The sequence below is a fragment of the Zobellella denitrificans genome (assembly GCF_002237365.1).
Classification (GTDB): Bacteria; Pseudomonadota; Gammaproteobacteria; order Enterobacterales; family Aeromonadaceae; genus Oceanimonas; species Oceanimonas denitrificans.
In genome coordinates this window covers 21,506-46,917 of the sequence record NZ_NMUO01000020.1, presented here as the reverse complement: position 1 = coordinate 46,917, position 25,412 = coordinate 21,506, and the positions used below count along the sequence as shown (strand labels likewise).

At 62.4% G+C, this 25,412-nt stretch carries 27 protein-coding genes and 2 rRNA genes; 20 read left to right on the top strand and 9 right to left on the bottom strand.

Features of this window, described 5'->3' with window-relative positions:
* The 11 genes from CGX12_RS06580 to hemB form a co-directional block, all read left to right on the top strand.
* Window positions 1-96, top strand: a 23S ribosomal RNA gene (locus tag CGX12_RS06580); the annotation flags it as partial.
* Between the two features lie 115 nt (window positions 97-211).
* A 5S ribosomal RNA gene (gene rrf, locus CGX12_RS06575) occupies window positions 212-326 on the top strand.
* Window positions 327-606: 280 nt separating this feature from the next.
* Window positions 607-993, top strand: coding sequence for a fluoride efflux transporter CrcB (crcB, locus tag CGX12_RS06570; protein ID WP_094039093.1), 387 nt, complete (start codon window positions 607-609; stop codon window positions 991-993).
* A gap of 57 nt (window positions 994-1,050) precedes the next feature.
* Complete coding sequence (gene ubiE / locus CGX12_RS06565) at window positions 1,051-1,806, top strand: bifunctional demethylmenaquinone methyltransferase/2-methoxy-6-polyprenyl-1,4-benzoquinol methylase UbiE (RefSeq protein WP_094039092.1); 756 nt, start codon at window positions 1,051-1,053, stop codon at window positions 1,804-1,806.
* Window positions 1,806-2,426, top strand: coding sequence for a ubiquinone biosynthesis accessory factor UbiJ (locus CGX12_RS06560; RefSeq protein WP_094039091.1), 621 nt, complete (start codon window positions 1,806-1,808; stop codon window positions 2,424-2,426). The genes ubiE and CGX12_RS06560 overlap by 1 nt, the downstream gene beginning before the upstream one ends.
* Window positions 2,423-4,060, top strand: a complete 1,638-nt coding sequence (ubiB, locus tag CGX12_RS06555; protein ID WP_094039090.1) for a ubiquinone biosynthesis regulatory protein kinase UbiB — start codon at window positions 2,423-2,425, stop codon at window positions 4,058-4,060. The genes CGX12_RS06560 and ubiB overlap by 4 nt, the downstream gene beginning before the upstream one ends.
* 83 nt (window positions 4,061-4,143) lie before the next feature.
* Window positions 4,144-4,398 (top strand): twin-arginine translocase subunit TatE, encoded by a 255-nt coding sequence (gene tatE, locus CGX12_RS06550; protein WP_094039089.1) that lies wholly within the window; start codon window positions 4,144-4,146, stop codon window positions 4,396-4,398.
* 2 nt (window positions 4,399-4,400) lie between these two features.
* Window positions 4,401-4,760: a Sec-independent protein translocase protein TatB gene (gene tatB / locus CGX12_RS06545; protein ID WP_094039088.1), complete on the top strand. Its 360-nt coding sequence runs from the start codon at window positions 4,401-4,403 to the stop codon at window positions 4,758-4,760.
* Window positions 4,761-5,513 (top strand): twin-arginine translocase subunit TatC, encoded by a 753-nt coding sequence (gene tatC / locus CGX12_RS06540; protein ID WP_094039087.1) that lies wholly within the window; start codon window positions 4,761-4,763, stop codon window positions 5,511-5,513.
* Window positions 5,510-6,301: a 3'-5' ssDNA/RNA exonuclease TatD gene (gene tatD, locus CGX12_RS06535; protein ID WP_094039086.1), complete on the top strand. Its 792-nt coding sequence runs from the start codon at window positions 5,510-5,512 to the stop codon at window positions 6,299-6,301. The genes tatC and tatD overlap by 4 nt, the downstream gene beginning before the upstream one ends.
* Complete coding sequence (hemB, locus tag CGX12_RS06530) at window positions 6,298-7,311, top strand: porphobilinogen synthase (RefSeq protein WP_094039085.1); 1,014 nt, start codon at window positions 6,298-6,300, stop codon at window positions 7,309-7,311. The genes tatD and hemB overlap by 4 nt, the downstream gene beginning before the upstream one ends.
* Window positions 7,312-7,353: 42 nt before the next feature.
* Here hemB and gppA read toward each other — a convergent pair whose 3' ends face one another.
* The gene (gene gppA / locus CGX12_RS06525; protein ID WP_094039084.1) at window positions 7,354-8,835 is read right to left on the bottom strand and encodes a guanosine-5'-triphosphate,3'-diphosphate diphosphatase; all 1,482 of its coding nucleotides are present in this window, start codon (window positions 8,833-8,835) and stop codon (window positions 7,354-7,356) included.
* A 6-nt stretch (window positions 8,836-8,841) separates the two neighbouring features.
* A complete protein-coding gene (rhlB, locus tag CGX12_RS06520) occupies window positions 8,842-10,152 on the bottom strand; it encodes an ATP-dependent RNA helicase RhlB (protein WP_094039083.1) in 1,311 nt (436 codons plus the stop codon).
* Between the two features lie 115 nt (window positions 10,153-10,267).
* Here rhlB and trxA point away from each other — a divergent pair, with 115 nt between their 5' ends.
* The 4 genes from trxA (at window position 10,268) to fre (ending at window position 14,357) form a co-directional block, all read left to right on the top strand.
* Window positions 10,268-10,594 (top strand): thioredoxin TrxA, encoded by a 327-nt coding sequence (trxA, locus tag CGX12_RS06515; RefSeq protein WP_094039082.1) that lies wholly within the window; start codon window positions 10,268-10,270, stop codon window positions 10,592-10,594.
* 181 nt (window positions 10,595-10,775) lie between these two features.
* Complete coding sequence (gene rho / locus CGX12_RS06510; RefSeq protein WP_094039081.1) at window positions 10,776-12,041, top strand: transcription termination factor Rho; 1,266 nt, start codon at window positions 10,776-10,778, stop codon at window positions 12,039-12,041.
* 115 nt (window positions 12,042-12,156) lie between these two features.
* Window positions 12,157-13,656, top strand: coding sequence for a 4-hydroxy-3-polyprenylbenzoate decarboxylase (gene ubiD / locus CGX12_RS06505; RefSeq protein WP_094039080.1), 1,500 nt, complete (start codon window positions 12,157-12,159; stop codon window positions 13,654-13,656).
* 2 nt (window positions 13,657-13,658) lie between these two features.
* Window positions 13,659-14,357 (top strand): NAD(P)H-flavin reductase, encoded by a 699-nt coding sequence (fre, locus tag CGX12_RS06500; protein WP_094039079.1) that lies wholly within the window; start codon window positions 13,659-13,661, stop codon window positions 14,355-14,357.
* Between the two features lie 2 nt (window positions 14,358-14,359).
* Here fre and CGX12_RS06495 read toward each other — a convergent pair whose 3' ends face one another.
* Genes CGX12_RS06495 through ilvY form a run of 3 tightly spaced genes read right to left on the bottom strand, consistent with a single transcriptional unit; the run spans window position 14,360 to window position 15,746 of the window.
* Window positions 14,360-14,545, bottom strand: a complete 186-nt coding sequence (locus tag CGX12_RS06495) for a hypothetical protein (RefSeq protein ID WP_094039078.1) — start codon at window positions 14,543-14,545, stop codon at window positions 14,360-14,362.
* The gene (gene ubiK, locus CGX12_RS06490; protein ID WP_094039077.1) at window positions 14,532-14,798 is read right to left on the bottom strand and encodes a ubiquinone biosynthesis accessory factor UbiK; all 267 of its coding nucleotides are present in this window, start codon (window positions 14,796-14,798) and stop codon (window positions 14,532-14,534) included. Before ubiK ends, CGX12_RS06495 begins: the two co-directional genes overlap by 14 nt.
* A 57-nt stretch (window positions 14,799-14,855) precedes the next feature.
* Complete coding sequence (gene ilvY / locus CGX12_RS06485) at window positions 14,856-15,746, bottom strand: HTH-type transcriptional activator IlvY (protein ID WP_094039076.1); 891 nt, start codon at window positions 15,744-15,746, stop codon at window positions 14,856-14,858.
* Window positions 15,747-15,884: 138 nt separating this feature from the next.
* On the opposite strand from ilvY, the gene ilvC reads away from it, so the two are divergent.
* Together ilvC and tcdA are read left to right on the top strand one after the other, a co-directional pair.
* Entirely contained in the window at window positions 15,885-17,369 is a 1,485-nt protein-coding gene (ilvC, locus tag CGX12_RS06480; RefSeq protein ID WP_094039097.1) for a ketol-acid reductoisomerase, read from the top strand.
* 184 nt (window positions 17,370-17,553) lie between these two features.
* Window positions 17,554-18,357 carry a tRNA cyclic N6-threonylcarbamoyladenosine(37) synthase TcdA gene (gene tcdA / locus CGX12_RS06475; RefSeq protein WP_094039075.1) on the top strand — a complete coding sequence of 268 codons (804 nt, stop codon included), beginning with the start codon at window positions 17,554-17,556 and terminating at the stop codon, window positions 18,355-18,357.
* 132 nt (window positions 18,358-18,489) lie between these two features.
* On the opposite strand, the gene csdE is transcribed toward tcdA, so the two are convergent.
* Both csdE and CGX12_RS06465 read right to left on the bottom strand, forming a co-directional pair.
* Entirely contained in the window at window positions 18,490-18,912 is a 423-nt protein-coding gene (gene csdE / locus CGX12_RS06470; RefSeq protein ID WP_094039074.1) for a cysteine desulfurase sulfur acceptor subunit CsdE, read from the bottom strand.
* Complete coding sequence (locus CGX12_RS06465) at window positions 18,912-20,126, bottom strand: aminotransferase class V-fold PLP-dependent enzyme (RefSeq protein ID WP_094039096.1); 1,215 nt, start codon at window positions 20,124-20,126, stop codon at window positions 18,912-18,914. Before CGX12_RS06465 ends, csdE begins: the two co-directional genes overlap by 1 nt.
* A gap of 126 nt (window positions 20,127-20,252) precedes the next feature.
* Here CGX12_RS06465 and rep point away from each other — a divergent pair, with 126 nt between their 5' ends.
* Window positions 20,253-22,271 carry a DNA helicase Rep gene (gene rep / locus CGX12_RS06460; RefSeq protein ID WP_094039073.1) on the top strand — a complete coding sequence of 673 codons (2,019 nt, stop codon included), beginning with the start codon at window positions 20,253-20,255 and terminating at the stop codon, window positions 22,269-22,271.
* A 147-nt stretch (window positions 22,272-22,418) separates the two neighbouring features.
* Here the strand turns inward: rep and CGX12_RS06455 are convergent, their stop codons facing one another.
* Window positions 22,419-22,793 (bottom strand): c-type cytochrome, encoded by a 375-nt coding sequence (locus tag CGX12_RS06455; RefSeq protein WP_408645778.1) that lies wholly within the window; start codon window positions 22,791-22,793, stop codon window positions 22,419-22,421.
* Window positions 22,794-23,077: 284 nt separating this feature from the next.
* On the opposite strand from CGX12_RS06455, the gene CGX12_RS06450 reads away from it, so the two are divergent.
* Window positions 23,078-23,611, top strand: coding sequence for a MarR family winged helix-turn-helix transcriptional regulator (locus CGX12_RS06450; RefSeq protein WP_176442015.1), 534 nt, complete (start codon window positions 23,078-23,080; stop codon window positions 23,609-23,611).
* Between the two features lie 180 nt (window positions 23,612-23,791).
* The gene (locus tag CGX12_RS06445) at window positions 23,792-24,412 is read left to right on the top strand and encodes a glutathione S-transferase family protein (RefSeq protein WP_094039071.1); all 621 of its coding nucleotides are present in this window, start codon (window positions 23,792-23,794) and stop codon (window positions 24,410-24,412) included.
* Here CGX12_RS06445 and CGX12_RS06440 read toward each other — a convergent pair.
* Entirely contained in the window at window positions 24,409-25,308 is a 900-nt protein-coding gene (locus tag CGX12_RS06440) for a DMT family transporter (RefSeq protein WP_094039094.1), read from the bottom strand. The two genes, CGX12_RS06445 and CGX12_RS06440, sit on opposite strands and share 4 nt — an antisense overlap.
* Window positions 25,309-25,412: the final 104 nt, after the last annotated feature.

The window sequence follows — 25,412 nt, the reverse complement described above, 5'->3', positions numbered from 1 at the left end:
AAGGGCCGTCCGAGACTAGGACGTAGATAGGCAGGGTGTGGAAGCGTAGCGATACGTGCAGCTAACCTGTACTAATGACCCGTGCGGCTTAACCATACAACACCCAAGAAGTGTGAGACCTTGCGGTTTCGAGAACGAATTCATCAGGCAGAACATTGCTTCTGCATGTCCGCCCTCCCTGGCGGTCGCTTTTCCGAATTAAAAGTTTATGCCTGGCGGCGATAGCGTTGTGGTCCCACCTGACCCCATGCCGAACTCAGAAGTGAAACGCACCCGCGCCGATGATAGTGTGGCAGCTGCCATGTGAAAGTAGGTCACTGCCAGGCACCCAATTGGAAAACCCCGATACGAAAGTGTCGGGGTTTTTTTCATATCTGTCATTCCTTGTGTTTGCCCGTATTCCCACCCTTGGCACCACCATTTGAGTAATATGCTGTACCGAATGGCAGCGAACGGGGGCTGTCAAGCAGAGCCTCCGTGCCAGGGAGGTCATGGCGGAGCCCCCAGGATGTTCACGGTGTGTCGGCGTGTGGTGCCCGCTCGATGTAGCACTATCAGGATCAGTTATTTACAATGAGACCCTCTTTGCTTGGCGGGTGACCCGGGATGAAAACGCTGCTCTTTATCGGGATGGGGGGGGCCATCGGGGCCATTTTGCGCTTCAGTGTGACCGAGCTGATGGCGCGCCTGTTCGGCAAGGGCTTCCCCTTCGGTATCCTCTCGGTGAACCTGGCCGGCTCGCTGTTGATCGGGGTGGTGTTCGTGCTGATCCAGCAGGGGGTGGTCGGGGCCCACTCCTGGCGACCCTTCTTCGTGGTGGGAATGCTCGGCGCCCTGACGACCTTCTCTTCCTTTTCCCTCGATACGGTACTGCTGCTGGAGCAGGGCCACTGGCTCAAGGCGGTATTGAATGTGTCTCTCAATGTGGTTTGCTGTATCATCTTTACCTATTTGGGCATGCAGTTGACCGGCAGCCTGATCGCTTCCCGTTAGTCCGGTCTGCGCATTTGCAGTACACTACCCCCTTTGATTGTTACAGGTGTCTTCAGAATGTCAGAACAGCACAAGTCGACGACCCATTTTGGCTATAAAACCGTGGATGCCACTGAAAAGGAGCAGATGGTCGCCAGCGTGTTCCACTCTGTGGCCGCCAAGTATGATCTGATGAACGATCTGATGTCGTTCGGCATCCATCGTCTGTGGAAGCGCTTCGCTATCGACTGCTCCGGAGTGCGTAAGGGACAGAAGGTGCTGGATCTGGCCGGAGGTACCGGTGATTTGACCGCCAAGTTCTCCCGCATCGTGGGGGAAACCGGTCAGGTGGTGCTGGCCGACATCAACGACTCCATGCTCAAGGTCGGCCGGGACAAGCTGCGCAATATGGGGTTGGGCAGCAATATCGCCTATGTACAGGCCAATGCCGAACAACTGCCCTTCCCCGACAACCATTTCGACCTGATTACCATCGCCTTCGGCCTGCGTAACGTTACCGACAAGGACAAGGCGCTGGCCTCCATGCAACGGGTGCTCAAGCCCGGCGGACGCCTGTTGGTGCTGGAGTTTTCCAAGCCCCAGCACGAAGTCATGAACAAGCTGTACGACTTCTATTCCTTTAACATTCTGCCGAAGATGGGCGCCCTGGTGGCGAAAGACAGTGACAGTTACCAGTATCTGGCCGAGTCCATCCGCATGCATCCGGATCAGGAAACCCTGAAAGCCATGATGGAGCAGGCCGGCCTCGAACAGGTGGAGTATTTCAACCTGACCGACGGCATAGTGGCGCTGCACCGCGGGTTCAAGTTCTGATGAAGGATCTGCTGCTCCCCCTGTTGAATGGCGCTCTGGAAAGAATAGCTAACCGTTTTATCCTGCAGGATGCCGAGCGGCGGCGGAAGATGCAGCCGCTGCAGGGCAAGGTGCTGCAACTGACGGTGAACGAGATTGCCAGCGGTTTTCTGCTGTTTTCCGGCGAGCGCCTGGAGATCCTGGGACGCTACGAAGGTCGGCCGGACAGCCACCTGAGCCTGTCCCTCAATGCCCTTGGCCTGCTGAAAGACAAGGGCCTGCTGATGCAATATATCCGCGATGGGCGCATCGATCTGGAGGGCGATCCCCAGCCCTGGCAGGATCTGGCGGCCCTGCTCAAGGATCCGACCATCGATGTGGAGTCCCTCTTGGTACCCTATACCGGAGACATTCTGGCGCACCTGCTGTGCCGGCACGGCCGGGAGCTGGGCACCGGCGTCGAGCGGCGCCTGATGGGGGCCAGGGCCCACCTGGGCGACTATGTGCGTGAGGAAGCCCGGCTGGCGGTAGGCTCCCTGGAACTGGCCGACTTCAATGATGAGGTGGCGGAACTGAACAAGCGTCTGATCCGTCTGCAGGCACGGCTGGCGACCCTGGCGGACAAGGTGGTTCACTCATGAGAAAAGTGCGGGAATTGCTTCGCCTCTATCAGATTGGCAAGACCCTGTTCGACTACGGCCTGGACGAGCTGATCCCGGCCCGGTTGCAGGTGTGGCCGGCACGGCTTGCCCGCCGCAGCCTCTTCTGGCTGAAAAACCGACACCCGGATTTGTCCCGGGGCAAACGCATCCGCCTGGCCCTGGAAAGCCTGGGCCCGGTATTCATCAAGTTCGGGCAGATGCTCTCCACCCGCCGCGATCTGCTGCCGCTGGACATCGCCGAAGAACTCGCCCTGCTGCAGGACAGGGTACCGCCCTTCGATGGTGCCCTGGCCCGCAAGCAGATAGAGCGCAGCCTGCAGCATCCCATCGAAGCGCTGTTCGATGACTTCGATGAAAGGCCCCTGGCCTCCGCCTCCATCGCCCAGGTGCATACCGCCCGGCTGAAGACGGGGCAGGAAATTGTGATCAAGGTGATCCGGCCCGGCATCGAGAAGGTTATCGAGGCGGACGTCAGCCTGATGTACTCCATGGCAACCCTGATCGCCCGCCTGGTGCCCGAACGCAGCAGCCGGCTGCGGCCGGTCGAGGTGGTGGAGGAGTACCGCAAGACCTTGCTCGATGAGCTGAACCTGTTGCGGGAAGCGGCCAATGCCATCCAGCTGCGCCGCAACTTCGAGGGCTCCCGGACCCTCTATGTGCCGGAGATCTACCCCAGCTATTGCCATGAAAACGTGCTGGTGATGGAACGCATCTACGGCATTCCCGTGTCCGATATCGAGGCGTTGGAAGCCAACGGCACCAACATGAAACTGCTGGCCGAACGGGGGGTGGAGGTGTTCTTCACCCAGGTGTTCCGCGACAGCTTCTTCCACGCCGACATGCACCCGGGCAATATCTTCGTGTCTTACGAGCACCCGGAAGACCCCCAGTGGATCGGCATCGACTGCGGCATAGTGGGCACCCTCAACCGGGACGACAAGCGCTACCTGGCGGAGAACTTCCTGGCCTTCTTCAACCGGGACTACCGCAAGGTGGCCGAGCTGCACGTGGAGTCGGGTTGGGTGCCGGCAGACACCAAGGTGGAGGAGTTCGAGTCGGCCATCCGTACCGTGCTGGAGCCCATCTTCGAAAAGCCCCTGTCCGAGATCTCCTTCGGCCATGTGCTGCTCAACCTGTTTAATACCGCCCGTCGCTTCAACATGGCGGTGCAGCCGCAACTGGTGCTGCTGCAGAAAACCCTGCTCTACGTGGAAGGAGTCGGTCGTCAGCTCTATCCGCAGCTGGATCTGTGGAAGACCGCCAAGCCGTTTCTGGAAGACTGGATGCAACAGCAGGTGGGCTACAAGGCGGTGATCAACGCGGTGAAGGAAAAGGCGCCGTTCTGGGCGGAGAAACTGCCGGATCTGCCGGAGCTGGTATACGACTCGCTGCGCCAGGCCAAGCTGCAGCAGCGGCAGATGCAGGGGCTTTACGACCAGTTTACCCGCCACAACAAGGGCCAGGGCCAGGGCCGCTTTCTGCTGGCGGTGGGGGCCTCCACCCTGCTGGCCAGCACCCTGCTGCTGGGCATGGACAAAACCCAGTGGGCCATGTCTGGTATGGTGTTCACTTTGGTTGTATGGTGGCTGGGATGGCGGCGCACGGCCCGGTAGTTTGATCTGGTATCAACACTCTGTCATCAAGCCCGGATATAATGGTTTTTTATCGTTCTCTGTCTACATAGGAAAAGTGTGTTATGGGTGGAATCAGTATTTGGCAATTGCTTATCGTGGTGTTGATCGTGGTACTGCTGTTCGGTACCAAGAAGCTGCGCGGCCTGGGCTCCGATCTGGGATCGGCGGTCAAGGGCTTCAAGAAGGCCATGAATGACGATGAGCAAGGCAAGAAAGACGCCGACTTCGAGCAGCAGAAACTGGCCGACAAGAAAGAGCAGGGCGAGCTGCCGAACCAGCAAGAGCAGGATAAAACCAAAGACAAAGATCGGGTGTAATCATGTTCGATATCGGTTTCTGGGAGCTGATCGTCATCTCCGTGATCGGGCTGCTGGTGCTGGGGCCGGAGCGGCTGCCCGTGGCCATCAGGACCGTATCCCGGCTGTTTAAAACGGTGCGCGATACCGCCAACGCGGTCAAGACCGAACTGGCCCAGGAGCTGAAAATGGAAGAGCTGCATCGGGATCTGAAAAAGGCCGAGCAGCTCGGCATGCAGGATCTGAGCCCCGAGCTCAAGCAATCCATCGACGAGTTGAAAGAGGCGGCGGCTTCGGTCAACCGACCCTACGAGAAAAAGTCCGGTTCGCCAGCCGTCACCGATGATGCCCCCACCCCGAAAGAGCCGCAGGACAAATCCTAAATGAGTCAAACGCAGCAGCCGCTGATCAGCCATCTGGTGGAGCTGAGGAGTCGTCTACTCCGTGCCTTCGCCGCCATCCTGGTGGTGTTCCTGGCCCTGGTTTATTTTGCCAACGATATCTACACCATACTGGCGGAGCCGCTGCTCAGCCAGTTGCCGGAAGGGGCCAGCATGATCGCCACCGGTGTGGCGACGCCCTTCCTGACGCCGCTGAAGCTGACCCTGATCGTGTCCTTCTTCGCCGCCATCCCCTATGTGCTGTACCAGGTGTGGGCCTTTATCGCCCCGGGCCTGTACAAGCACGAGAAACGGCTGATCGCGCCCCTGGTGTTTTCCAGTGCCCTGCTGTTCTATGCCGGTGCCGCCTTCGCCTATTTCGTGGTGTTCCCCCTGGCCTTCGGTTTCTTTACCAAGATGGCGCCGGAAGGGGTAACCATAGCGACCGACATCGCCAGCTACCTGGATTTCGTGCTGGGGCTCTTTATCGCCTTCGGTATCGCCTTCGAGATCCCCATTGCCACCATACTGCTGTGCTGGACCGGCGTGACCACGCCGAAGGATCTCTCTGCCAAGCGTCCCTATGTGATCGTCATCGTCTTTATCGTCGGCATGCTGCTGACGCCGCCCGACGTTATTTCCCAGACCCTGCTGGCCATTCCCATGTGGCTGCTGTTCGAGGTCGGGGTCTTCTTCGCCCGTTTCTATGTGCGAGCGCCGGAGGGCGATGAAGAAGAGCGGGACGGCAGCTCATGATCGACATCGGCGTCAACCTCACCAGCAGCCAGTTCGACAAGGACAGGGAGCTGGTGGTCGAGCGGGCCAGGGCGGCCGGGGTGACGGGCCTGATCCTCACCGGTACCAGCCTGGTGGAAAGCCGGGCGGTGGCCGACTATGCCGCCGCCAACCCCGCCTTCTGCCACGCCACCGCCGGTGTGCATCCTCACGAGGCGCGCCACTTCGATGAGCACAGCCTGGACGAGCTGCGCCGGCTGGCGGCCCAGCCCCAGGTGGTGGCCATCGGCGAGTGCGGCCTCGACTACAACCGGGACTTCTCGCCCCGCCCCCAACAGGATGCGGCCTTCGAAGCCCAGCTGGCCCTGGCCGCCGAGCTGAATATGCCGGTGTTTATGCACTGCCGGGATGCCCATCCACGTTTTATGGAGATACTGGCCCCCTGGCGCGATCGTCTGCCGGCCGCGGTGCTGCACTGCTTTACCGGCACCGAGGTGGAGCTGCGCGATTGCCTGGCGCTGGATCTGCATATCGGCATCACCGGCTGGATCTGCGACGAGCGCCGGGGCCGGGAACTGCAGCAACTGGTGCGCCAGATCCCGGCCGAACGGCTGATGGTGGAAACCGACAGCCCCTACCTGATCCCGCGGGATCTGCTGCCCAGACCGGCTTCCCGGCGCAACGAGCCCGCCTATCTGCCCCATATCGTCCGGCGTATCGCCGAGTGCCGGGGCGACGAACCCCATGCCCTGATCGCCGCCGTCACGGCGACCAGCCGCGCCTTTTTCCGCATTGAGGAGCAGTCATGACCGAACAAGTTTTCGGCGGTTTTCCCAACCGTCGCCTGCGTCGCGTGCGCAAGCACGACTTTAGCCGCCGGCTGGTGCGCGAGCATCGCCTGACCGTGGACGATCTGATCTACCCGGTGTTCGTGCTGCCCGGCTTCCAGCGCCGCGAGGCGGTGCCCTCCATGCCGGGGGTGGAGCGCCTGTCCATCGATTTGCTGCTGGAGGAGGCGGCCGAACTGGTGCGGCTCGGGATTCCGCTGGTCGCCCTGTTCCCCGTGGTCAACGCCAGCCAGAAATCCCTGCTGGCGGAAGAAGCCTACAGCCCCGATGGCCTGGCCCAGGAAGCGGTGCGGGCACTGAAGGAAGCCTTCCCGGAACTGGGGGTAATGACCGACGTGGCCCTGGATCCCTTCACCACCCACGGCCAGGACGGCATCATCGACGAGCAGGGCTATGTCCTTAACGACATGACCACCGAGGTGCTGGTCAAGCAGGCCCTGAGCCACGCCGAAGCCGGTGCCGACATAGTGGCGCCGTCCGACATGATGGACGGCCGCATCGGCGCCATCCGCCAGGCGCTGGAAGAAGCCGGCTTCGTCAATACCCAGATCATGGCCTATTCCGCCAAGTACGCCTCCAATTACTATGGCCCCTTCCGCGACGCGGTCGGCTCGGCGGGAAATCTCAAGGGCGGCAACAAGGCCACCTACCAGATGGATCCGGCCAACGGCGACGAGGCGCTGCAGGAAGTGGCACTGGACATCCAGGAAGGCGCCGACATGGTGATGGTGAAGCCGGGCATGCCCTACCTGGACGTGGTGCGTCGGGTCAAGGAGCAGTTCGGGGTGCCCACCTTCGCCTATCAGGTCAGCGGCGAGTACGCCATGCACATGGCGGCCATCCAGAACGGCTGGCTGAAGGAGCGGGAAACCATCATGGAGTCCCTGCTGTGCTTCAAGCGTGCGGGGGCCGACGGCATCCTGACCTATTTCGCCAAGCGGGTCGCCGCCTGGCTGCAGGAAGAGAAATAAGCTCGGGACTGGGGACCGGGGATTTGGGGTTGATTACGATCCCTAATCCCGCTCCATAATCTCAAGCGGCCAGCCCTGCTCGGTCTGGCGCCTGGCCTCCTGCTGCAACTCGCTGGCCCGCAGGTGGTGCTGTCGGCTCCAGCCGGTGGGCAGGGTGAGGATCAGGCGATGGCCCTCTGCCGCCAGGTGGAATTCGGGCACGGTGCCGCGGGTGCGGCGCAGGCAGAGGATGATGGCCAGCCGCAGCAGCCGGGCCAGCAGTATGGCCTGGTCGGTGTCGACGGCGCTCTGCCGGGTCAGCGGCGCCGGCTTGAATTCGTCCCGCTGATTGAGCAGCAGGGCGGCCAGCAGTTGCTTCTGGGCCGGGGTAAAGCCGGGCAGGTCGATATGGCTGATGATATAGGCGGCGTGCTCGGGCGCTTGTTTGTATTCGATGCACAGGCCCAGCTCGTAGAGCAGGGCGGCCCAGCCCAGTATGGGCGCCAGGGGCGCCGCGTTCGGGGAAACCTGCTCCAGGGCGCGCAGCGCCGTCTTCCTGACCCGCTCGCCCTGGCTGCGATCCAGCTGGTAGCGGGCGATCAGGCTGTCGGCGGTCCGCTCCTGGGCGTCGCACTCCTGGCGCCGGCCCAGCATGCCGTACACCAGACCCTCGCGCAGGGCGCCGCCGGCCAGCACCATGGATTCTATCGCCAGGGTATCGAACAGGGCGATCAGGATGGCGAGCCCCGAGGGGAACACGGGTACCCGCTCCGGCTGCAGCCCGGGCAGTTGCAAGCGGTCGAGATGGCCGCAGGCCATCACCTGTTGTTGCAGCTGGCGCAGCTTGGCCAGGGTGATCTGCTCGTTTTCCCCTTGGCTTATCATGATTTCCTGGATGGCCTGCACGGTGCCGGAGGCACCGATGCAGCCCTGCCAGCCCAGCTTGAGGTAGGCGGCGGCCACCGACGCCAGGGTCTGCTGGGCGGCGGTGATGGCCTGCTCGAAGTTGTGGGCGGACAGCTCGCCATCGGCAAAATGGCGCCGGAGCCAGGTGACACAGCCCATGTCCAGGCTGTGCAGCAGTTGCGGGCTGGTGCTTTCCCCGATGATGAGCTCGGTGCTGGCGCCGCCGATGTCGATCACCAGCCGCCGCCCGGTACCGGAAGAGGTCCAGGCCACGCCCTGGTAGATGGTGGCCGCTTCTTCCTCGCCGGAGATGATGTTGACGGGGTGGCCGAGGATGGACTCGGCCCGTTCGATAAAGACGTCGATATTGCGGGCCAGCCGCAGGGTGGCGGTGCCGACGATGCGGATCTGTCCGGCGGGCACGTCCTGCAACTGTTCGGCGAACAACCGAAGGCAGTCCCAACCCCGCTGCATGGCGGCGGCATCGAGACTGCCGTCCGGCTGCAGGCCGGCGGCCAGTCGGACCTTGCGCTTGACCTTGGCCAGGGTGCGGCAGGCACCTTCGACCTCGTGCACCACCAGCATGTGAAAGCTGTTGGAGCCGAGATCGATGGCGGCATACAGAGCCGGGTTTTTCACGTCAACTCAGCTCCGGGCACCCTGGGGGCGCCGGCGCCGGTTATTGCCACCGGGGCGGCGCTGGCCGCCGCTGCCCTGGCGATCACGCAGGTTGCGGTTGGCGGCTGCCCTGTGGTGGTGAATGCGTTTGGGCGGAGTTACGTCGTCGAGCAGGGCGTCCTTGTCGTACTTGCTGACCGGGATCTCGTGCTCGATATAGGCTTCCACCGCCGGCAGGTTGAACACGTATTCCTCGCAGGCGAAGCTGATGGAGTGGCCGCTAGCGCCGGCACGGCCGGTGCGGCCGATACGGTGCACGTAGTCTTCCGCGTCGTCGGGCAGGTCGTAGTTGAACACATGGGTGACGTCGGGAATGTGCAGGCCGCGGGCCGCCACATCGGTGGCCACCAGGATGTCGAGCACGCCAGTGGTAAACTCTTCCAGTATCTTCAGCCGCTTCTTCTGGGGCACGTCGCCGGTGAGCAGGCCAACCCGGTGGCCGTCGGCCTTCAGCCAGGCATAGACTTCCTCGCAGCTGTGCTTGGTGTTGGCGAAGACGATGGCCTTGTCGGGCCATTCCTCCTCCATCAGGCTGAGCAGCAGCAGCATCTTGTCTTCCTGGGCCGGGTAGAACAGCTCTTCCTGAATACGCACGCCGGTTTTTTGCTCGGGTTCGATCTGTACGTGTTCGGGGCTGTTCATATGTTCGTAGGCCAGCTCTTGCACCCGCAGCGACAGGGTGGCGGAAAACAGCATGTTCTGGCGCTCGAGGGCCGGCGGCATGCGACGGAACAGGTAGCGGATGTCCTTGATAAAGCCGAGATCGAACATGCGATCCGCTTCGTCCAGCACCACCACCTGGATGGCGCCCAGGTCGATCACCCGCTGCTTGAGGAAATCGATGATGCGGCCCGTGGTGCCGATCAGGATGTCGACGCCGGCTTCCAGCACCTGGACCTGCTTCTCATAGCCTTCGCCGCCGTAGGCCAGGCCCAGCTTGAGACCGGTACTGTCGCTCAGGGTGTCGGCATCGTTATAGATCTGCACCGCCAGCTCGCGCGTCGGCGCCATGATGATGGCCCTGGGCTGGTTTTGCTGGCGCGCCGCGGGGGCGGGGGTGGTAAGCAGGTGGTTGAAGGTAGCGGCGAGGAAGGCGATGGTTTTTCCGGTGCCGGTCTGGGCTTGTCCGGCGATATCCTTGCCTGCCAATAGATAAGGGAGTGACAACGCCTGGATGGGCGTGCAGTGGTGAAATCCCTTTGCTTCCAGTCCGGCCAGCACCTCGGGCAGCAGGCCCAACTGGGCGAATTTGACGTCTGTTAAGTGTGTTTTGCTCATAGCGCTCAGAATATCAGGTTAGGCTTGCAATAATAAACAGGATCATTTGAAATAGGGCAACTAAATTGCCCCGGCGTTTTCTGTGGCGGGGTCGAACAACTGACTGGAGTTGGAGATGAGTGACAAAATTGTTCAGCTGACCGATGCCAGCTTCGATGCTGATGTGATCAAGGCAGATGGCCCGGTTCTGGTAGATTTCTGGGCTGAATGGTGTGGTCCCTGCAAGATGATCGCCCCCATCCTGGATGAGGTGGCCGGTGAATACGAAGGCAAGGTTACCGTGGCCAAGCTGAATATTGATCAGAACGCAGATACTCCGCCCAAGTTCGGTATTCGTGGCATTCCCACCCTGCTGCTGTTCAAGAACGGCGAAGTGGCGGCGACCAAGGTAGGCGCCTTGTCCAAGACTCAATTGAAAGAGTTTCTGGACGCCAACCTGTAACGGTGATGCAAGGGGTGCGCAAGGCGCCCCTTGTGGTTTTTGCTAGACGCTTCCCCGTTTTGGTGCTAGTTTATTGGTCGTTTGCTAGCCTATTTGTGCCCTAGGGCTCTCCGAATTCAAGCATCAATCCAGCAGACTTTTCTGTCCGTTTAACATTCCTGGTTGATAGAAACTCACCACTATGAATCTTACTGAACTCAAGAATACCCCTGTCTCTGAGCTGATAAAGCTTGGGGAAGAGATGGGCCTGGAAAACCTCGCCCGCCTGCGCAAGCAGGACATCATCTTTGCCATCCTCAAGGCCCATGCCAAAAGTGGTGAGGACATCTACGGCGACGGCGTGCTGGAAATCCTGCAGGACGGCTTCGGCTTTTTGCGCAGCGCCGACTCTTCCTACCTGGCCGGCCCCGACGACATCTATGTTTCCCCCAGCCAGATCCGCCGCTTCAACCTGCGTACCGGCGACACCATCTCCGGCAAGATCCGGCCGCCGAAGGAAGGGGAACGCTATTTCGCCCTGCTCAAGGTCAGTGAAGTCAACTACGACAAGCCCGAAAACTCCCGCAACAAGATCCTGTTCGAAAACCTGACCCCCCTGCATGCCAACGAGCGCATGAAGATGGAGCGGGGCAACGGTTCCACCGAAGACATCACCGCCCGGGTACTGGATCTGGCCTCCCCCATCGGCAAGGGCCAGCGGGGCCTGATAGTGGCGCCGCCCAAGGCCGGTAAGACCATGCTGCTGCAGAACATCGCCCAGAGCATCGCCTACAACCACCCGGAATGCACCCTGATCGTGCTGCTGATCGACGAGCGTCCGGAAGAGGTGACCGAGATGCAGCGGATGGTGAAGGGCGAGGTCATCGCCTCCACCTTCGACGAGCCGGCGGCCCGTCACGTACAGGTGGCCGACATGGTGATCGAAAAGGCCAAGCGCCTGGTCGAGCACAAGAAGGACGTGGTGATCCTGCTCGACTCCATCACCCGCCTGGCCCGGGCCTACAACACGGTAGTGCCTTCTTCCGGCAAGGTGCTGACCGGCGGTGTGGACGCCAACGCCCTGCACCGGCCCAAGCGCTTCTTCGGCGCCGCCCGTAACGTGGAGGAAGGCGGCAGCCTGACCATCATCGCCACCGCCCTGGTGGAAACCGGCTCCAAGATGGACGACGTCATCTACGAGGAGTTCAAGGGCACCGGCAACATGGAACTGCACCTGTCGCGCAAGATCGCCGAGAAGCGGGTCTACCCGGCCATCGACATCACCCGTTCCGGCACCCGCCGGGAAGAGCTGCTCACCACCCCGGACGAGCTGCAGAAGATGTGGATACTGCGCAAGATCGTCCACCCCATGGGCGAGATCGACGGCATCGAGTTCCTCATCGACAAGCTGGCCATGACCAAGACCAACGACGAGTTCTTCGAAGCCATGAAACGGCAGCAGAAGTAAGCGTCCGTCTTCCTGAAAAAAAACCGCGGCCCGACCGCGGTTTTTTGTGGGCGATACAAGCCATCCTTAACCGGGTATAATCCCCGCTGCCACTCGATACACTCGGAACAAACCCATGAAATATAAGGATTTGCGAGACTTTATCGCGCAACTCGAAGCCCAGGGCGAACTCAAGCGCATCCGGCACGAAATCGATCCCTATCTGGAGATGACCGAGATCTGCGACCGCACCCTCAAGGCGGGCGGTCCGGCGCTGTTGTTCGAAAACCCCAAGGGCTTCGACATGCCGGTGCTGGGCAACCTGTTCGGCACGCCCAGGCGAGTGGCGATGGGCATGGGCCAGCAGGACGTGGCCGCGCTGCGCGACGTGGGGCGCTGGCTGTCCTACCTGAAGGAGCCGGAGCCGCCCAAGGGGCTGAAGGAGCTGATGGAAAAGCTGCCCATCTTCAGGCAGGTGCTGAACATGCCGGTCAAGCGGCTGAAAAGCGCCCCCTGCCAGGAGGTGGTGCAGGAAGGGGAAGACGTCGACCTGACCCGGCTGCCGATCCAGCACTGCTGGCCCGGCGATGCCGCCCCGCTGATCACCTGGGGCCTGACCATCACCCGCGGCCCCTACAAGAAGCGGCAGAACCTGGGGATTTACCGTCAGCAACTGCTGGGTAAAAACAAGGTGATCATGCGCTGGCTCAGTCACAGGGGCGGGGCCCTGGATTTTCGCGAGTGGCAGGAGGCCAACCCGGGCCAGCCCTATCCGGTGGCGGTGGCCCTGGGCGCCGATCCGGCCACCATTCTCGGCGCCGTGACCCCGGTGCCAGACACCCTGTCGGAGTACGCCTTCGCCGGCCTGCTGCGGGGCAGCCGCACCGAGGTGGTGAAGTGCATCGGCAGTGACCTGGAGGTGCCGGCCAGCGCCGAAATCGTGCTCGAGGGCCACATTTATCCGGACGAGACGGCGCCGGAAGGCCCCTATGGCGACCATACCGGCTACTACAACGAGATCGACGACTTCCCGGTGTTCACGGTGGAGCGCATCACCCGCCGGCGGGACGCCATCTATCATTCCACCTATACCGGACGGCCGCCCGACGAGCCGGCGGTGCTGGGGGTGGCGCTGAACGAGGTGTTCGTGCCCATACTGCAGAAGCAGTTCCCCGAGATAGTGGATTTCTACCTGCCGCCGGAGGGCTGCTCCTACCGCATGGCGGTGGTGACCATGAAAAAACGCTACCCCGGCCATGCCAAACGTGTCATGCTGGGCGTTTGGTCGTTTTTACGACAATTCATGTATACCAAATTCGTTATCGTGTGCGACGACGACATCAATGCCAGAGACTGGAAAGACGTGATCTGGGCCATTACGACCCGAATGGACCCGGCGCGGGATACCACATTGATCGAGCACACCCCCATCGACTACCTGGATTTCGCCTCACCGGTCTCCGGTCTGGGCTCCAAGATGGGCCTGGATGCCACCAACAAGTGGCCGGGCGAAACCGAGCGGGAGTGGGGTGAACCCATAGTGATGACGGATGAAGTAAAACAAAGGGTCGATGCGCTATGGGATCAACTCGGGATCCTGGATGCGAGTGCCGAACAGAGTGAGACCAAAGGATAGTCATGCAGAAAGTAACATGTAGTGTAGAAGCCCTGGAAGAAATGGCCGACACCCTCTGGTATGTGCGGCTCAAGCCCGCACAGACCGTGGATTTTCAGTCTGGACAGTACCTGCTGGTGGTGATGGCGGACGACGACAAGCGGCCCTTTTCCATCGCCAACATGCCCAATGAGCAAGGCACCCTGGAGCTGCATATCGGCGCCTCCCCCGACAACAGCTATGCCATGCAGGTGTTGACGCGGATGCAGGAGCAGGGGCAAATCGAGGTGCAGTTGCCGGCGGGCAAGGCCTACCTGCGCGCCGAATCCCGTCATCCGGTGATCCTGATGGCAGGCGGCACCGGCTTTGCCTACACCCGTGCCATTCTGCAAAAGATGCTGGCGGATGGCCTGCACAAGCCGGTGTTCCTGTACTGGGGCGTGCGTTTCGAGGATCACCTCTACGCCGACGCCGAAATGAAGGCCTGGGCCGCCGAGCACAGGGAACTGACCTATGTGCCCGTGGTGCAGAACGGCAACGAGCACTGGCAGGGTCGTACCGGCCTGGTGCACGAGGCCATCATGGAGGACTTTCCCAGCCTGACCGGCTACGACGTCTATGTGGCGGGCCGCTTCGAGATGGCGGGCGTGGCGCGGGAGGCCTTCAAGGAGAAAGGGGTGGAAGCCGAGCGGTTGTTCGGGGACGCCTACGAGTTTATCTGACACTAGGACCGGGAAGCGCTTTCCCGGTCTTCGTCACAGAAGGGGGCCAGGGTCAGGTGGCGGATGGCATCCATCGCCAGCTCGAATCGGCCCTCCTGGCACAATCCGAGCAGGCCGCCCTGTTCATAAGCCTCGATGGCTGCCTGCAGGCAGGCCTGGCGGATGTGCTCCGCCTCAGAGCTGTTCATCCCGGCCTTCGGCCAGCTGGCGCTCGAGCTGGGCCAGCTTGGCTTCCAGCTCGTTCAGCTTTTCCCGGGTGCGCAGCAGCACCTTGGTCTGCACATCGAATTCTTCCCGGGTCACCATGTCCAGCTTGCCCAGCTGCGCCTGCAGCACGGTGCGGATGCGCTTTTCCGCTTCTTCGCCCATGTTCTTCAGCCCGGCGGGCAGGTTGTTTTGGATCTGCTTGGCGATCTCTTCCAGTTTTTTCGGGTCCAGCATGGTCGCTCTCCTTAAAGTATTGACGCTATTGTAACCCAATCACCGGGGCAATGGGGATCAGGGATTGGCCAGTTGCAGGGCAATCTGGCGAAAGGCCTGGATCAGGGGATCCTCCAGCCGTTTCTTCAGCAGGCAGACACCCACTTCGAAGGGCTTGAGATCCGGGGTCACGTCGAGCCGGCGGATCTTGTCGGCCATGGGACTGTGCTCGATCACCGCCGTGGGCACCAGGGCGATGCCGCAGCCCAGGGCCACCATGCCGACAATGGCCTCGTTGCCGGCTACCTCCGCATAGACATGGGGGCTGATGCCCTTGTTGCGGAACCACTGGTTGGTGCGTTTGCGGGCCACCCCCTGCTCCGGCAATATCACCGGGATCCGGCTCCAGTCGGCGTTGGCCTCCTGCAGCAGTTCGTTGGCCAGGCAGGGGATGCGCGGGGCGATAAACACCAGGGGTACCGTCTGCAGCCGGATAAAGTCGAGCTTGGCGGGCAGGGCGTCGGGGCGGGCGCCGATGGCCAGATCCGATTCGTCGTTCAATACCTTGTCGATGGCCAGGGCGGGATCCCCGGTTTCCAGCCGCAGCTCCAGCTGGGGATAGCGGGTGCGAAAGCGCGCCAGTATGTCCGGCAGCAGAAAGTAGCTGGCGGTGACCGAGCAGAACAGCCGCAGCCGACCCTGCAGGGGGCTTTCGCTCTGCTTGAGTTGCTCCCGCATGGCCTGCCAGTCGGCCAGCCAGTTACCGGCGAACTGCTGCAGGCGCAGTCCGGCCGGGGTCAGGGTGACGCTGCGGTTGTCCCGGTCCAGCAGCTCGCAGCCCAGTTCCTGCTCCAGCCGCTGTATCGCCCGGCTCAGGGTGGAGGGGCTGACCGCCATGGCGTCGGCGGTGCGGCCGAAGTGCAGGCTCTGGCTCAGGTGGAGAAACAGCTCCAGGTTGCGGATATCCATCACATTGCGCCAAATGAAATACTCTGTTTCGAATATATCATTTCAAGCAACGAAAAGCCTGGGTTATAGTGCTGGGGTCGTCACCGCCGGGCGGTGCAGGAATTCAAGTATTAAACGGATTAATTGGAGCAAAAGGCCATGGCTAACTATTTCAACACCCTGAACTTGCGTCAGCAGCTCGAGCAACTGGGCAAGTGCCGTTTCATGAAGCGCGAAGAATTCGCCGATGGTTGCAACTACCTGAAAGGCAAGAAAGTCGTCATCGTCGGTTGTGGCGCCCAGGGTCTGAACCAGGGTCTGAACATGCGCGACTCCGGCCTGGACGTGTCCTACGCCCTGCGCGCCGAAGCCATTGCCGAAAAGCGCAAGTCCTACGTGCAGGCCACCGAAAACGGCTTCAAGGTGGGCACCTATGAAGAGCTGATCCCCACCGCCGATCTGGTGATGAACCTGACTCCCGACAAGCAGCACACCTCTGCCGTCAACGCCGTGATGCCGCTGATGAAGGACGGTGCCGCCCTGGGCTACTCCCACGGTTTCAACATCGTGGAAGAAGGCATGCAGATCCGCAAGGATATCACCGTTGTGATGGTGGCGCCCAAGTGCCCCGGTACCGAAGTGCGCGAAGAATACAAGCGAGGCTTCGGCGTGCCCACCCTGATCGCCGTGCACCCGGAGAACGATCCCAAGGGTGAAGGCCTGGCCATCGCCAAGGCCTGGGCCTCCGCCACCGGCGGCGACCGTGCCGGCGTGCTCGAGTCCTCCTTCGTGGCCGAAGTGAAATCCGACCTGATGGGCGAGCAGACCATCCTGTGCGGCATGCTGCAGGCCGGCGCCATCGTCTGCCACGAGAAGATGGTGGCCGAGGGCATCGACGCCGGTTACGCCGGCAAGCTGATCCAGTTCGGCTGGGAAACCATCACCGAGGCCCTGAAGCAGGGCGGCATCACCAACATGATGGATCGCCTGTCCAACCCCGCCAAGATCAAGGCCTTTGACCTGGCCGAGGAGCTGAAGGAGCTGATGCGTCCGCTGTTCAACAAGCACATGGACGACATCATCGAAGGCCACTTCTCCGCCGGCATGATGGCCGACTGGGCCAAGGACGATCACGATCTGCTGACCTGGCGTGAAGAAACCGCCAGCACCAGCTTCGAGCAGTACCCGGCCACCGACGTGGTGATCGGCGAGCAGGAATACTTCGACAACGGCATCCTGCTGGTGGCCATGGTCAAGGCCGGCGTGGAGCTGGCGTTCGAAGCCATGACCGCGTCCGGCATCATCGACGAGTCCGCCTACTACGAGTCACTGCACGAGCTGCCGCTGATCGCCAACACCGTAGCGCGCAAGCGTCTGTACGAGATGAACGTGGTGATCTCCGACACCGCCGAGTACGGCAACTACCTGTTCGCCAACGCCGCCGTGCCGCTGCTGCGCGAGAAGTTCATGCCCAAGGTGGGCACCGACGTGATTGGCAAGACCATCAGCGTCGAGTCCAACTCCGTCGACAACCGTCGCCTGATCGACGTCAACGAGGCCATTCGCAACCACCCGGTGGAAATCATCGGCAAGACCCTGCGTGCCTACATGACCGACATGAAGAACATCGCCGTCGGCGGCTGAACCGGATAATAAACAGAGCGGTAACAACGGGAGGCTTCGGCCTCCCTTTTTGTGTGCACAATGGTGAGGAGTGAGGGGGCAGGCGTGAGGGGCTCCATTATGTACCGGCGTAGCTCTCCTCACCTTTCACTCCTCACGGAGAGCGGGCTTGATATAATGCCCGCTTAACCAAGGGGAGCAGAAGATGAGTTTTGACGAGCGTTTTGGTGGTATCGCCCGGCTGTACGGGGCGGAGGCCCTGGCCCGTTTCGCCGCGGCCCGGGTGTGCGTGATCGGCATCGGCGGGGTGGGCTCCTGGGCGGCGGAGGCGCTGGCACGCTCCGGTATCGGCGGCATCACCCTGATCGACATGGATGATATCTGCATCACCAACACCAACCGTCAGATCCATGCCCTCTCCAACCAGGTCGGGGCCGAGAAGACTGCCGCCATGGCCGAGCGGATCGCCCTGATCAACCCGGACTGCGAGGTGAGGGTGGTGGACGACTTTATCGGTCCGGACAACCTGGAAGCACACCTGCTGGCCGGGTTCGACCATGTGCTGGACGCCATCGACTCGGTCAGGGCCAAGGCGGCGCTGATCGCCTTCTGCAAGCGCAACAAGATCCCGGTGATCACCGCCGGTGGCGCCGGCGGCCAGATCGATCCTTCCCAGATCCAGCTCGCCGATCTCAGCCGGACCATCCAGGATCCCCTGGCCGCCAAGGTACGCGGCGAGCTGCGCCGCAATTACCAGTTCAGCAAGAACCCCAAGCGCAAGTTCGGGGTGGACTGCGTCTTCTCCACCGAGCAGCCCCGTTACCCCGACGGAAGTGGCGGCATCTGCCGCAGCAAGCAGCAGTCGGACGGCACCATGAAGATGGACTGCGCCTCCGGTTTCGGCGCCGCCACCCATATCACCGCCACCTTCGGCTTCTTTATGGTCGGCCGGGTGCTGGCGAAGCTGGCGGCTGAAGCCGGAAGCGAGAAGCCGGAGGCTGGAAGTTAAGAGCGCCTCCGGCGGCTCATCCCCTGGTCACCAGCTGTTGTTGGCTTTTGATGGGGTGTGGACCATCGGCCAAAGGGCATACTCCAGCTTCTAGCTTCTAGCTTCTAGCTTCTAGCTTCTAGCTTCTAGCTTCTAGCTTCCGGCCTTGGTTTTAATCGCCTCCACCACAGCTCTTAAGCCGTTGCCCCGGGACGGGCTCAAGTGGGCCAGCAGTTGCAGCTCCGCGAAGTAGGCTTCCATATCGAAGGCGGCGATGTCGGCGGCGGTTTTATTATTGAGTGCGGCCAGCACCACCGCCATCAGACCCTTGACGATGCGGGCGTCCGAGTCGCAGTGCAGCTGCCAGTGGCCCTGCGCGTCCTGTCCGGCCAACAGCCAGGCCTGGCTTTCGCAGCCGTGGATGGCGTTGGCCTCGGTTCTCGCCTCCGGCGGCAGTGGCGGCAATTGCCTGGCCAGCAAAATCAGCTGCTTGTAGCGGGCCTCCCAGCCGTGGGCGGCGGCAAAGAGGGCGCGGATATCCTGGTCGGTGATGGCGGTGCCGAAGGGGTGGTTCATCACAGCAGCTCCCGGGCTTTGTCGATGCCGGCCAGCAGGGCGGCGACATCGTCGTCGGTGTTGTAAAAGGCGAGGGAGGCGCGCACCGTGCCCTGGGGCAGGGCCAGCGCCTGCATCAGCGGCATGGCGCAGTGGTGGCCGGTGCGCACCGCTATGCCCTGCATGTCGAGCAGGGTGGCCAGATCCTGGGGGTGAACGTCGTCCATCACGAAGGAGACGGCGCCGGCCCGGGGGCGGCCGATCACCCGGATATCGGCCATGGCGCTTAGTCCGTCCACCAGCTGGCGCAGCAGCGCGTCCTCGTGGCGCATCAGGGCGGCCCTGTCCTGCGCCTGCAGGTAATCCACCGCCGCCCCCAGGGCGATGGCGCCGGCGATATTGGGGGTGCCCGCCTCGAACTTGAAGGGCGGTGCGTTGAAGGTGGTGGCCTCGAAGCTCACGGTTTTGATCATCTCGCCGCCGGTCTGCCAGGGCGGCATCCGCTCCAGCCATTCGCTCCGGCCATAGAGCACGCCGATGCCGGTGGGGGCGAACATCTTGTGGCCGGAAAAGGCGTAGAAGTCGCAGCCGAGCGCCTGCACGTCCACCGGGAAGTGACCCACCGCCTGGGCGCCGTCCACCAGGGTAACGGCGCCGGCGGCCTTGGCCAGGCGAATAAGCTCCGCCACCGGGTTGACCTGGCCGAGGGCGTTGGACACATGGCCGATGGCCAGCAGTTTGGTGCGCTCGCTGATAAGGGCCCCGGCGGCGTCCAGGTCCAGCTCGGCGCTGTCGGTAAGCGGAATGACTTTCAGCACGGCGCCGGTGGCCGCCGCCGCCTGCTGCCAGGGCACGATATTGGCGTGATGTTCCAGGGTGCTGAGCAGGATCTCGTCCCCGGGTTGGAGGACGTGCCGGCCGAGGCTGAAGGCCACCAGGTTGATGGCTTCGGTGGTGCCCCGGGTCCAGATGATTTCCCGGGCCGAGGGGGCGTGGATAAAGCGCGCCACCTTTTCCCGCGCCTGCTCGAAGGCCCGGGTGGCCTGGCCGCTCAGGGCGTGGGAAGCCCGGTGCACGTTGGCGTTGGTATCCCGGTAGTAGTGGTTGAGGGCGTCCAGCACCGGCTGCGGCTTCTGGGTGGTGGCGGCGTTGTCCAGGTACACCAGGGGGTGGCCGTTGACGATTTGGGCCAGGGTGGGAAAGTCGCGTCTGAGTGCCTTGATGTCGGTCGCCATGATGTTGCCGGGAAAAGAAAAAACTGAGCGGATCATGAGCCAAAGCCGGGCCCATGACAAGGCGGCCTTCACCCGGAGGCTGTCTGCCGTTAAAATGACCGGCCGTTCAACGCCCCAGGAGCCTCGATGAAACTCAACCCCGCCCAGGACGACGCCGTACGCTATATCGCCGGGCCCTGCCTGGTGCTGGCCGGCGCCGGCAGCGGCAAGACCCGGGTGATCACCAACAAGGTAGCCTACCTGGTGCGCCAGTGCGACTACAAGGCGCGCCATATCGCCGCCGTCACCTTCACCAACAAGGCGGCGCGGGAGATGAAGGAGCGGGTGGCCCAGACCCTGGGCAAGCACGAGGCCCGGGGGCTGATGGTGTCCACCTTCCATACCCTGGGGCTGGAGATCCTCCGCCGCGAGCATAAGACCCTGGGGCTCAAGGCCGGCTTCTCCCTGTTCGACGATCAGGATCAGCTGGCGCTGATCAAGGAGCTGACCGAGCAGGAGCTGGATAACGACAAGGACAAGATTTCCCGCCTGCTGTCCACCATCTCCAACTGGAAGAATGATCTGGTGCTGCCGGCGCGGGCGGCCCGGCTGGCCACGGATCCGGAAACGGTGCTGTTCGCCCGGTGCTATGAGCGCTACCAGCGGCAGATGAAGGCCTACAATGCCCTGGACTTCGATGATCTGATCCTGATGCCGACCCTGCTGCTCAAGACCAACGCCGAGGTGCGTGCTTACTGGCAGAACAAGATCCGTTACCTCTTGGTGGACGAATACCAGGACACCAACACCAGCCAGTACGAGCTGGTCAAGCTGATCGCCGGCGAGCGGGCCCGCTTCACCGTGGTGGGGGACGACGATCAGTCCATCTATTCCTGGCGCGGGGCGCGGCCCCAGAACCTGGTGCTGCTGAAGGAGGACTACCCCAGTCTCAAGGTGATTAAGCTGGAGCAGAACTACCGCTCCCGGGGGCGCATCCTGCAGTGCGCCAACATCCTGATCGCCAACAATCCCCATGTGTTCGACAAGCAGCTGTTCTCGGAGATGGAATACGAGGCACCGGTACGGGTGCTGTTCGCCAAGCACGAGGAGCACGAGGCGGAGCGGGTGGTGGCCGAGATCATGGGCCACAAGTTTATGAACGGCAGCAAGTTCGGCGACTACGCCATCCTCTACCGGGGCAACCACCAGTCCCGGGTGCTGGAAAAGGCGCTGATGACCAACCGCATCCCCTACAAGATCAGCGGCGGCACTTCCTTTTTCTCGCGCACCGAGATCAAGGACATCATGGCCTACCTGCGGCTGCTGGTGAACCCGGACGACGACAACGCCTTCCTGCGGGTGGTGAACACCCCGCGGCGGGAAATCGGGCCCACCACCCTGGAAAAGCTGGGCACCTACGCCAATCAGCGGGGAAAAAGCCTGTTCGCCGCCAGTTTCGAGCTGGGCCTGGAGCAGCACCTCGGCGGCCGGGGCCTGGTGGCGGTGCGCGCCTTCTGCGACTGGCTGGTGCGCCGGGGCGACGAGGCGGCGCGCGGCAACGCGGTGGAAGCGGTGCGCGACATGATCAAGGACATCCACTACGAGGAGTGGCTGTACGAGAGTTCCCCCAGCCCGCGGGCGGCGGAGATGCGCATGCAGAACGTGTCCACCCTGTTCAAGTGGGTCAGCCAGATGCTGGAAGGCTCGGATCTGGACGATGCCATGACCCTGCCCCAGGTGGTCACCCGCCTGACCCTGCGCGACATGATGGAGCGGGGCGAGGAGGAAGACGACGGCGAACAGGTGCAGTTGATGACGCTGCACGCCTCCAAGGGCCTGGAGTTTCCCTTCGTGTTCATGGTGGGCATGGAAGAGGGGCTGCTGCCGCACCAGAGCAGCATCGACGAGGACAATATCGAGGAAGAGCGGCGCCTGGCCTATGTGGGCATTACCCGCGCCCAGCAGGCGCTCACCTTCACCCTGTGCCGGGAGCGGCGCCAGTTCGGTGAAATGGTGCGGCCCGAGCCGAGTCGCTTTTTGCTTGAGCTGCCCCAGCAGGATCTGGACTGGGAGCACAATCGCAAGCCGCCGAGCGAAGGGGAGCGGATGCAAAAGGGCCAGGCAGGTATCGCCGGTTTGAGGGCCATGCTGGGCCGGAAGTCGTGAGGCTGGCGTGAGGGGTAAGGTGTGAGGTGTGAGGTGTGAGGAGGGAAGTGTGTCCGATGTTTTTTCTCCCCACTCCTCACCTTTCACGCCTCGCTGTCTTCAATAAAAAAGCCGCATTGCTGCGGCTTTTTTATGGGCTGCGGTGCCTCAGAGGGCTTCCAGCATATAGTCGACGGCGTTGGTGATCTCTTCGTCGGAGCAATTGCCACAGGCGCCGCGGGGCGGCATGGCGTTGAAGCCGTTGAGGGCGTGGCTCAGCAGGGTATCGCGGCCCTGGGCAACGCGCGGTCCCCAGGCGTCGGCGTCGCCCTTGATGGGAGCGCCGGCGGCGCCGGTGGCATGGCAGGCGGCGCAGGCCGCGGTATACACGGCCTCGCCGCTGCGCGGGGCGGCAGGCTCGCCGCTGTTACCGGCGGCGGTGTCCACGATTCCTTCCAGATCGGCGGCGGTATAGACGCTGCCCACCGGCTTGGTGCGCTCGGCGATGGCTTCCGGCGACATATCATTGGCGGCGTAGGCCATGCCACTCAGCGAGGCAGCGGCAACACCGGCAAGCAACAGGTTTCTTAACAGGCTCACCTTTTTATTCTCCCAGTTGGCTTATTTGTTTCCGTTAAACCCGCGGAGTATACCCCAAGTGCGGCGGTCATTAAACGGTCTGGCTAAAAGAGTGTCGGGTCATAAAAACAGCAACTTGGGTACGGTCCCGGGGCATGATGCCAGCGGTCTGACTGGATCCTTTATGTTATTATCAATATTCTCTTGATATGAAAATGGCTGCGAGCATCACGGAGCACCCGACAACAATGAACGACAACAACACGCAGAATACCGGCCCGGACGACACCCAGGTCATGGATCAGATCGATCGTATCGTGACCCTGTGGCGGCGGGCTCGCCCCGATCTGGCCTTTGGGAGTACCGAGGTGATCGGTCGGGTGGTGCGGCTGGAATATTTTATTACCCGCCGGGTGCTGCAGGATCTGGCCCGCTACGACCTCAATGTGGGGGAGTTTGACGTGCTGGCCGCCCTGCGTCGCCACCCGCCCTATTTCCAGCTGTCGCCCAACCAGTTGCAGTCCATGGTGCTGATCTCCTCCGGCGCCCTGACCAACCGCATCAATCGGCTGGAAAGCCGGGGCCTGGTTACCCGGGCCCAGGCGGATCACGATCGCAGGGGGGTGATCGTCACCCTGACCGACGAAGGCTTCCGGGTGGTGGAGGACGCGGTCAAGTACCACCTCGCCGCCGAGGCCGAGCTGGCCTCGGCCCTGTCGGCCGAGGAGCAACGGCAATTCGCCGCCCTGCTGAAAAAAATGCTGCTGGCGGTGGAAGACTGAGGCCCATCTCACCTTTTTGACCTGCAGATGGCGATGACAGATTGATGACATCGCCATTTCCCGATTTCCTGCTGATAATTAGTAAAGGCCGGCCTTGAGCGGTGACACCGGTACAAGGCCGGACGCGTTCACCCTATTCAGACAGGCAGCGGTCGCCGTGCCGCCCGAGGAGGTCATCGAATGAAGTTATATTACAAGCCGGGCGCCAGCTCGCTTGCTCCCCATATCGTCTTGTCCTGGCTGGGCCTGCCCTATGAGCTGGAGCTGGCCGATACCCGGGACCCCGAGTTTCTCAAAATCAACTATATGGCCTCGGTTCCCGTGCTGTTCACGGAAGATCTCGGCCACTTGTACCAGAACAGCGCCATACTGCGTTACCTGTCCCGGCTCCCCGAAGGCGAACACCTGGGACCGGGTACGGATCCGGTGCTGCAATACCAGTGCGACTACTGGCTCAGTTTTCTCAATACCGATGTCTACAGTACCTTCGTCCCCTATTTCGCGCCGCAGAAATACACCAGTGATCGCAGCTTCGCCGCCCACGATGCCATCAAGGCCGCCGTGCCCGAGCGGGTCGCCCGCTTCCTGCAACGGATGGACAACCACCTCGCCAGCCGCACCTGGTACATGGACGAGCACAAGAGCATAGTGGACGCCTGCGCCTTTCCGCTTGAATACTGGGCGACCCTGGTGTTGCCCGAGGGGCTGGGTCCCTATCCCCACCTGGCCCGCCACTTCCAGGACATGAAGGAAGATCCGGGCGTACGCAAGGCCCTCGACGAGGAAGGCCTTAAACTCTAATGCCGGGCCACGATTAACCCGGTTCCCACCACGGTGGCCAGGGCGCCCAGCCAGGCGCCATTGGCCGGCCGCCGTTTCATCACGAGCCACAGCAAGGGCAGCACCAGCACCGGGCTGACCGAGCTCAGCATGGCCACCATGCCCACCTCGCCGTAACGCAGGGCCAGCAGGATCAGCGTCATGCCCACGCCCATCGCCAGGAAGGCATTGAGCGCCACCATGCCGAACACCGGCCAGTTGATGGCGCGCAGCGGCCTGGCCACCGCCAGGCCGCACCAGAGCAGGGCCAGGTGGGCGACAAAGGCGGTGCTCATGCGTACCGCCGAGGCGGCGACCGGATCTATCTCGCCCATCATCACCGGTTTGACCATCAGGGTGGCCACCGACTGGCACAGGGCCGACAACAGCCCCAGGCCGACGCCGGGCCAGGGGTTGCCGTCATCCTGCTCCCAGGCATGGGTGTCGTTGCCGCGCTTGCCGAAGAAGATGGCGGTCATGACCCCGCCCACCAACAGCAGGCAGCCGAGCAGGGTCAGGCCGGTGATGGTCTCGCCGAACACCAGGTAGCCGAGCAGGGCCGAAAACAGGGCATGGGTGGCGAACAGCACCCCGGCCCGGCGGGGACCGAGCCGGTTCATGGCGGCGAACAGCGCGGTATCGCCGATAAAGATCCCGATCAGCCCGGAAATGGCCATGACGCCTAAACTGTGGGGACTCAGGCTGGCCCAGCCACCGCCAAGCAGGGCCACCGACCACAGCATCAGGCTGACGCAGAACATCCGCCAGCGGGAAAAGGCGAAGGCGCCCAGGTGGCGGGCGGCATTGGCCGAGAGCAGGCTGGCCACCGCCCAGCAGGCGGCCGCCGCCAGGGCGAGAAAATCGTAGGAAAAAGGCATCTTCGGGCAGAATGTCGGGAGAAAGGCCCAGTCTAGCAAGTTTTCTGCGCCCGCCAAGGGCATTTGCGCCCGGCCTCCTTAGCGGGTTTAATAGCGGCTGAGCC